2 protein-coding genes are annotated in these 3,049 nt (G+C 65.9%); both read right to left on the bottom strand.

Going from position 1 to position 3,049, the window contains the following annotated elements:
* Window positions 1-9: 9 nt before the first annotated feature.
* Complete coding sequence (locus OS124_RS0102520; protein ID WP_010137734.1) at window positions 10-1,041, bottom strand: DUF7146 domain-containing protein; 1,032 nt, start codon at window positions 1,039-1,041, stop codon at window positions 10-12.
* Between the two features lie 3 nt (window positions 1,042-1,044).
* The coding region (locus OS124_RS0102525; protein WP_010137735.1) for a strawberry notch C-terminal domain-containing protein at window positions 1,045-3,049 on the bottom strand (2,005 nt) is incomplete at its 5' end.

Consider the following 3,049-nt stretch of genomic DNA (forward strand, 5'->3'; position numbering starts at 1 on the left):
CGATGCAGCTCAGCCCGACAGGCGATGCCGATCCTCTGGCCCGATCTGACCTGCCAGATGCTGGCGCAGCGCGTCCTTGCCGTTCGCCCGGAGATCATCGTTGAAATCCCCGAGCCTCGGTTCCAGCAGCCGCACAGGGACCCCGACCTCGGTGGCTCTGGCGGTCAACCTCTCTGCCGCACGCTGCCCGGCCGGATCGCGATCGATCGCAACGTAAAGGCGCTTGAGCCCCTCCGGCAACAGGACCGCCCCAAGGTGACCCGAAGAGAGTGCCGCCCAGACGGGAAGACCCGGAGCCGCCTCGGACAGGGACAGCATGGTCTCGATGCCCTCGCCCACGACGAGGATGTCATCCTGCGGAGTCAGCCTGACGGCGTTGCCCAGGAGGTGACCCATAGCCCTCCGCTGCGGATCGACATCTGCTTTGCCCTTTCCGTCGGGCGCAAGCCAGGTGCGATGCACGCCCTGCGTGGCCCCTGCCCCATCGATAACCGCCGCGATCATCGCCGGTCTGGGGATGCTCCGGGTCTGCCCCTCTTCCCGATGCCAGCACTTCGGGTGGAAGCGCAACGCACCGTTCGCCCCGAATTGGGTGATGCCTCGGGAACGGAGGTAAGTCTCAGCAAGCGTGCCTGTGATCGGGTTCGAGGCAGCAAACAGGCGCGCCGCCGCCGCAGGAGTGCCACCGGGCACCTTGGCCCTCCTCGGCTCTTGCCTATCCGGGACGACCGGCTGCGGACGGCCAAGATGCGCTCGGGCCTCGGCGAGAAGGTCGGGGAAGCGCGTGATCCCCGTCCGGGCGCGGATGATGTCCAGGAGATCGCCATGCTCGCCTGTGGCCCCATCCGTAAACTTGCCCGCTGCCCCCGGCCCCGACGCAGGGCCCGCCAGCCGCACGAAGAGCGACCGGCCGGGGTTGTTTTGCAGATCGCCGACGATCCAGTAGGATCCTTCCCGCCGTCCGGCGGGAAGGTAAGCGCGACAGACGCCTTCGGCATTTTCTGCCAGATCGCGCACGAGGTCTTCGGTCTCGGAATACATGGGTCAACAGCCTCCGCGATCATGTAGCCTTGTGACAGGACAACGTGCAAGCAGACGATCCAGTATCGCAACGCCATCGGCGTCGGTCGGGCAAAACAGCCGAAGCTTCCAGCTGATGATCTCCGAGAAGAAGCCATCGGCCTTGAGCCGGTCCTTGGCAGCCTCCGAGAAGCCCGAGAGTTCGATCCGGTTCGCACCCATGACGCGGGAACGGTGCAATTCCATCCCTTCGGCCAGGCGCACCACAGTCTTTCCCTCCAGAACGAGGGCATGGACCTGCGCGGCCGAGAGCTTGGGCGCATCGGCGGCGAGCGTGGTCGCGACCCAGGCAGGCGAGACTCGTCGACCGATGATGCGCTGCCCGTCATCGGTCTGCAGGCGGTAGACGCGGGTTTCATCCTGGGGGAGCTGCTTCCAGATCGGCAGCAGCAGTCCTGCCACGATGTGCAGCGTAGCTTCGGAGAACTCCGGCACCTCGGCCAGTTCCGCGGTCCAGGCTGCGGAGAAGGCCGCGCGATCGGCCTCGAGCCAGTGGGTGTCCTCCATGATCCTCGCCGGGACCGTGCTGGCTTCAAGCGGGCGGATCAGGCGCAGGCGCGGCTCGATGGTCCCATCATCCAGCATCAGACTGGTGGCGGGAACCTGCACCGCAGCCCGGCCCGAACGTGTGTTGATGAGACACCGCGCCTTCGGGTCATCCAGCCAGTCGAGCGCATCCGCGAGGGAAGTCGGCGTGTTGCGCCGCTTTTCCGCGATGGTGAGAAGCTGGGTTTCTGCGCCGGAGCCCGGATGGGTGTAGATGACCTGTGCGTCGGTCACCCGAAAGCTCTCGGCACGGAGTGTCTCGAGCCCGAGATCATAGACCCCGGCGGCGATGGCGCCCTCGATCCGCTGGTCGAGGAGTTCTTCGAAACCCGCGAACAACACGGCCTGCATGTCGATCGTCAGCGCCAGCAGGCGATTGAGGAAGGTCGTGATCGGCGGCAGGTCGTCCTTCAGCCCGTTGTCATCGGTCAGGCTGAGCCCGGTCGCATCCTCGAAAGCCCCGAGCGAAACTCCGGCCAGATCGCCGCGATAGATGCGGCGGTAAAGCTGGCGCAGGGCGTCGCGGGCGTAGGGCGACTCGAGGTTGTCTTCGGGCCGGAACAGCCCTTGCCCGCCGGTCTGGCGCTGGCCGCGCGTTATAGCGCCAAGCGTGTCGAGACGTCGCGCAATGGTCGAAAGGAACCGCTTCTCCGCCTTCACATCGGTGGCCACCGGCCGGAAGAGCGGCGGCTGCGCCTGATTGGTGCGGTTGGTGCGACCAAGGCCCTGAATCGCCGCATCTGCCTTCCAGCCGGGCTCCAAGAGGTAGTGGACCCGCAAGCGCTGGTTCTTCGCCCCGAGATCTGCGTGATAGCTGCGCCCGGTGCCGCCGGCATCCGAGAAGATCAGGATACGCTTTTCGTCATCCATGAAGGCTTGGGTCTCAGTGAGGTTCGCGGCTCCGGCCCGGTTCTCCACCACGAGCCGTGCCGAATGCCCTTCGCCCTTCCGCACGATGCGCCGTGAACGCCCCGTGACCTCGGCCACAAGATCGGTGCCGAAGCGCTGGACGATCTGGTCGAGCGCACCCGGCACCGGCGGCAGCGAAGCCAGTTTCTCGATCAGCGCATCACGACGCCGGACGGCTTCGCGGCACTCCACCGGTTGGCCGTCGCGCGTGACGGGGCGTGACGAGAGGTTGCCCTCGCTGTCGGTGAAAGGTTCGTAGAGCTGCACCGGGAAGGAATGGGCGAGGTAGTCCAGGACGTATTCCCTGGGCGTGATGTCGACGCGGATATCGTTCCACTCGTCGGTCGGGATTTCCGTCAGGCGGCGTTCCATCAGTGCCTCACCCGTCGAGACGATCTGCATGACGGCCGCATGACCCGCAGCCAGATCGGCATCGATGGATGCGATCAGCGTGGGGGTCTTCATCGAGGTGAGCAAATGGCCGAAGAAGCGCTGTTTGGCGCTTTCGAAGGCT

Source organism: Oceanicola sp. S124 (genome assembly GCF_000220565.1).
GTDB lineage: Bacteria > Pseudomonadota > Alphaproteobacteria > Rhodobacterales > Rhodobacteraceae > Pseudooceanicola.

What these genes read in the sequence shown, in the direction of transcription:
- OS124_RS0102520 (WP_010137734.1), bottom strand. Translation starts at nt 1,041, where the DNA reads ATGTATTCCGAGACCGAAGACCTCGTGCGCGATCTGGCAGAAAATGCC.